The organism is Bradyrhizobium sp. P2_E8 (assembly GCF_056403875.1).
Window position 1 is genome coordinate 1 of sequence record NZ_JBFUES010000563.1, and the last position, 4,963, is coordinate 4,963.

The 4,963-nt window shown below is 64.6% G+C and carries 5 protein-coding genes; 4 read left to right on the forward strand and 1 reads right to left on the reverse strand.

Annotation, left to right across the window (positions count from 1 at the left end; all coding sequences use genetic code 11):
* A partial coding sequence (locus AC1D00_RS26500; protein WP_477012683.1) for a PadR family transcriptional regulator occupies positions 1 to 556 on the reverse strand: 556 nt, incomplete at its 3' end.
* Between the two features lie 201 nt (positions 557 to 757).
* Between AC1D00_RS26500 and AC1D00_RS26505 the strand changes: the two genes are divergently transcribed.
* The 4 genes from AC1D00_RS26505 to AC1D00_RS26520 all read left to right on the forward strand — a co-directional run.
* Positions 758 to 1,153: a nuclear transport factor 2-like protein gene (locus AC1D00_RS26505; RefSeq protein ID WP_135176231.1), complete on the forward strand. Its 396-nt coding sequence runs from the start codon at positions 758 to 760 to the stop codon at positions 1,151 to 1,153.
* A gap of 39 nt (positions 1,154 to 1,192) precedes the next feature.
* Positions 1,193 to 2,983: an acyl-CoA dehydrogenase C-terminal domain-containing protein gene (locus AC1D00_RS26510; protein ID WP_477012684.1), complete on the forward strand. Its 1,791-nt coding sequence runs from the start codon at positions 1,193 to 1,195 to the stop codon at positions 2,981 to 2,983.
* 70 nt (positions 2,984 to 3,053) lie between these two features.
* A complete protein-coding gene (locus AC1D00_RS26515) occupies positions 3,054 to 4,262 on the forward strand; it encodes an acetyl-CoA C-acetyltransferase (RefSeq protein WP_404551164.1) in 1,209 nt (402 codons plus the stop codon).
* A gap of 168 nt (positions 4,263 to 4,430) precedes the next feature.
* A partial coding sequence (locus AC1D00_RS26520) for an enoyl-CoA hydratase-related protein (protein WP_477012685.1) occupies positions 4,431 to 4,963 on the forward strand: 533 nt, incomplete at its 3' end.

Sequence of the window (4,963 nt, forward strand, 5' to 3'; positions counted from 1 at the left end):
GCACCACCGTGCCCTTGCCGCTCATCGTCGACAGCGCCGCGAGTGCCTCTTCGCAAAAATCGGCCACCATCTGCTCGTGGCGGGCGCCAAGGCGAAGCAGGAGCAGGTTGCCGAGATCGAGCCGGCCCTCCGCCGTGCCGTCCGGAAAACGCTTTTTGAGGATCCGCTCGTAATTCTCGTGCCGGTCGCGGTGGTGCTCCAGCCGGGCCATCAGATCGGTGCGCATGGGCTCGATGTCGATGCTGTCGAGCGCATGCAGCCGCACCAGGAGGTCGTCCTTGATCGAGGGCGGCGTGCTCGGCCGCGCGGCCCAGTGCCGCAGCGCTGTTCGGCCCTCGGGAGTCAGCGTATAAATCAGCTTGTTGGGCTTGCCCGTCTGCACGACCTCGCGGCCCTGGATGTAGCCGCGGTCGCGCAGCTTGGAGAGCTCGCGATAGATCTGCTGGTGGTCGGCCTTCCAGAAGAAGCCAATCGAGGAATCGAACGTCTTGGCGAGCTCGTAACCCGTCATCGGACGTTCCGTCAGGCATGCGAGGATTGCGTCGCCCAGTGCCATGACTGGCCTCCTTCGTCTTCGATCTTGACCAACCAGCTTGACTTTATGCGCATCTGCGCATATGCGTCAATGTGCATATGGGACGGCTTCGGAGCGGGCCACAAGACCCACCCCGAAGATCCAGCAAAATCAACCTCTTCGCTACTGTGCATGGGGTTGTTTTCGCGTTTTTTGCCCAGGCCTTTAGGGAGGCACCTGAGAATGACCGGCCTCGACTCGTGGTACGGCTACATGAAGTCCCAAGATCGCGCTGAAGCCCGCAAAGCGCTCTGGGACCTGCTCCATCCCGATGCGGTCTTCGAAAGCCCTGTGGTGCATTCGCCCCAGCGCGGCCGCGACATCACCTTCAAATATCTGTCGAGCGCCGAGAAGGTCCTCGGCGGTCCCGGCTTCACCTATGTCGGCGAGTGGCGAAGCGAGAGCGGCGCCGTGCTCGAATTCAAGAACGTGATCGACGGCATCGAGATCAACGGCGTCGACATCATCAGCTTCGATCCCGAGGGACGCATCACGAATTTCAAGGTGATGGTGCGTCCGCTCAAGGCCATCAACATGCTGCACCGCCTGATGGCGGAGCAGCTTGCCGCCCAATCATAGCGAATCCCACCATTTCAACGGCCATGCCGGGAGACCACCATGCCGATCTATAAAGCCCCCGTCGAAGACGTGAATTTCCTGCTCAACGACGTCTTCCAGATCGATCGTTACGACAATCTGCCCGRCTTCTCCGATGCGTCCAGCGACGTGCGCGAGGCGATCCTGGGCGAAGCCGCCAAGCTCGCCGAAGAGGTGCTCCAGCCGCTCAACCGCGTCGGCGATCTCGAAGGCTGCAAGCGCGCCGATGACGGCAGCGTCACCACGCCGAAGGGTTTCAAGGACGCCTTCAAGCAGGTCGCCGAGGGCGGCTGGCTTGGTCTGTCGGCTCCGACCGAGTTCGGCGGGCAGGGCCTGCCGGTGACGCTCTCCCAGGCCGTCAACGAATTCCAGATCTCCGCCAACATGGCGTTCTCGATGTATGGCGGCCTCACCATGGGCGCCACCGCAGCCCTGATCGTGCACGGCTCGCCCGAGCAGAAGCAGACCTACGTTCCGAAGATGGTCGCCGGCGAATGGACCGGCACCATGAACCTGACCGAGCCGCATTGCGGCACCGATCTCGGCATGCTCCGCACCAAGGCGGTGCGGCAGGCCGACGGCAGCTTCAAGATCACGGGCACCAAGATCTTCATCTCCGCCGGCGAGCATGACTTGGCCTCCAACATCATCCACCTCGTGCTCGCCCGCATCGAGGGCGCGCCTGGCGGCATCAAGGGCGTATCGCTGTTCGTGGTGCCGAAATTCCTGGTGAATGCCGACGGTTCGGTCGGCGCCCGCAACGGCGTGGTCTGCGGCTCGATCGAGCACAAGATGGGCATCCACGGCAATTCCACCTGCGTGATGAACTACGACAGCGCCACCGGCTGGCTGATCGGCGAAGAGAACAAGGGCATGCAGGGCATGTTCGTGATGATGAACGAGGCCCGGCTCGGCGTCGCCGTGCAGGGGCTCGCGCAGTCCGAGGTCGCCTATCAGAACGCCGTCGCCTATGCCCGCGAGCGCATCCAGGGCCGTTCGCTGACCGGCACCAAGGCGCCGGACAAGCCGGCCGATCCGATCATCGTGCATCCCGACGTGCGCCGCACGCTGCTCTCGATCCGCGCCTTCAACGAGGCCGCGCGCGCCTTCGTGATCTGGACCGCGCTGAAGAGCGACGTCGCCCACCGTTCGGAGGATCCCAAGGACCGCCAGGCCGCCGACGACCACATGGGCCTGATGACGCCGGTGCTGAAGGGCTTCCTCACCGATTACGGCTTCGCCAACGCGGTGCAGGCGCAGCAGATGTATGGCGGTCACGGCTACATCGCCGAGCAGGGCATGGAGCAGTTCGTGCGCGATGCCCGCATCGCCATGATCTATGAAGGCGCCAACGGCATCCAGGCCCTCGACCTCGTCGGCCGCAAGCTGCCGCGCGACGGCGGCCGCGCCATCATGGCCTTCTTCGGCGAGGTCATGGCCTTCGCCAAGGAGAACGGCGGCGACGAGGCGCTGAAACCCTTCATCACCCCGCTCTCGGCTTCGCTCGGCCATCTCCAGCAGGCCACCACCTGGCTGATGCAGAACGCGATGATGAAGCCTGATAATGCGGGTGCTGCCGCAACCGATTACCTGCATCTCTTCGGCTTCGTCGCGCTCGGCTACATGTGGGCGAAGATGGCAAAGGTGACGAATGCCAAGATTGCCGAGAGCGGGGCGACGCCCTATCTCTCGACCAAGCTCGTCACCGGCCGCTTCTTCATGGAGCGGATGTTGCCGGAGACCGCGGCCAATCTCGCGCGCATCCAGTCGGGCTGCGCCACCATCATGGAACTGCCGGCAGAAGCGTTCTGAATATTTTCGCTTCACCCATAATCCCGGCCGCGTCGCGGTCGTAACCGATAGCTGCAATCAGGAGGCTCCCATGGCAGATGCCTATATCTACGACCACGTCCGAACCCCGCGCGGCCGCGGCAAGGCGGACGGCGCGCTGCACGAAGTCACCGCGCTCGCGCTCGCCACGGTGCCGTTGAAGGCGCTGAAGGACCGCAACAATTTGCCGGAAGATTCCGTCGACGACGTCGTGCTCGGCGTGGTCGATCCCGTCGGTGAGGCGGGCTCCGACATCGCGCGTTTCGCCGCGCTGAAGGCGGGCCTCGGCGAAGCCGTGCCCGGCGTGCAGATCAGCCGCTTCTGCGCCTCCGGCCTGGATGCCGTGAACTTTGCCGCTGCCCAGGTGATGAGCGGCCAGCATGATCTCGTCATCGGCGGCGGTGCCGAATCGATGAGCCGTGTCGGCATCGGCGCCTCCGGCGGCGCCTGGCCGATGGATCCGTCGATGGCGGTGCCCGCCTATTTCATGCCGCAGGGCGTCTCGGCCGATCTGATCGCGACGAAGTACGGCTTCTCGCGCGATGACGTCGACGCTTACGCGGTGCAGAGCCAGCAGCGTGCCGGCAAGGCCTGGGACGAGGGCCGCTTCAACAGGTCGGTCGTGCCGGTGAAGGACATCAACGGCCTCACCATCCTCGCCAAGGACGAGCATATGCGTCCCTCGACGACGATGCAGTCGCTGGCGCAGTTGCAGCCCTCGTTCACGATGATGGCGCAGATGGGCGGTTTCGACGGCGTCGCCGTGCAGTCGCATCCGGAGATCGAGCGCGTCAACTACGTGCACCACGCCGGCAACTCCTCGGGCATCGTCGACGGCGCCGGCGCCGTGCTGCTCGGCAGCAAGGAGGCGGCCAGCAAATATGGCCTGAAGCCGCGGGCAAAAATCCGCGCGTTTGCGAACATCGGCTCCGAGCCGGCGATGATGCTGACCGGTCCGGTCGACGTCACCGAAAAGCTGTTCGCGCGCTCCGGCATGAAGAAGTCGGACATCGACCTGTTCGAGCTCAACGAGGCCTTTGCCTCGGTCGTGCTGCGCTACATCCAGGCCTTCGACATCGACAACGCCAAGATCAACGTCAATGGCGGTGCGATCGCACTCGGCCATCCGCTTGGCGCGACCGGCGCGATGATCCTCGGCACCGTGCTCGACGAGCTCGAGCGTACCAACAAGTCCACCGCGCTGGTGACGTTGTGCATCGGCGGCGGCATGGGCACCGCCACCATCATCGAGAGGGTGTAACTGCGTAGGGTGGGTTAGCCCTGCAGATGCGCGAAGCGCATCTGCTTGGCGTAACCCACCACTTCTTTCCCCGCGGACTGGTGGATTACGCCTTCGGCTAATCCACCCTACGAGATCACCGTCAACCGTCGCGCCTGAGATCGGCTGCGGCACCGAGGAGCAACCAACATGGCTTACAAGAATTTCAAGGTTGAGACCGACGCCGACGGCATCGCGCTCGTCACCTGGGACATCCCGGGCCGTTCGATGAACGTGCTCGACGAGACCTCGACCAGCGAGCTCGATGCGATCGTCAAGGAAACCACGGCCGACGCCGCGGTGAAGGGCGTCGTCATCACCTCGGCCAAGGAGGCGTTCTGCGCCGGCGCCGACCTGTCGATGCTGGAAGGCATGAACCAGGCCTACGCCAAGGTCTTCAGCGAGCAAGGCGAGACGGCGGCGAACCAGATGCTGTTCGACCAGAGCCGGCGCTTCTCGCAGGTGCTGCGCTCGATCGAAACCTCCGGCAAGCCGTGGGCGGCCGCGATCAACGGCCTCGCGCTCGGCGGCGGCTTCGAGATCACGCTGTGCTGTCACTACCGTGTGGCGGCTGAGAATCCCAAGACGCGCCTCGGCCTGCCCGAGGTCAAGGTCGGCCTGTTCCCCGGCGCCGGCGGCACGCAGCGCGTGCCGCGCCTGGTGCCGCCGCAGGACGCGATGAC

What these genes read in the sequence shown, in the direction of transcription:
- AC1D00_RS26505 (WP_135176231.1), top strand. Translation starts at nt 758, where the DNA reads ATGACCGGCCTCGACTCGTGGTACGGCTACATGAAGTCCCAAGATCGC.
- AC1D00_RS26515 (WP_404551164.1), top strand. Translation starts at nt 3,054, where the DNA reads ATGGCAGATGCCTATATCTACGACCACGTCCGAACCCCGCGCGGCCGC.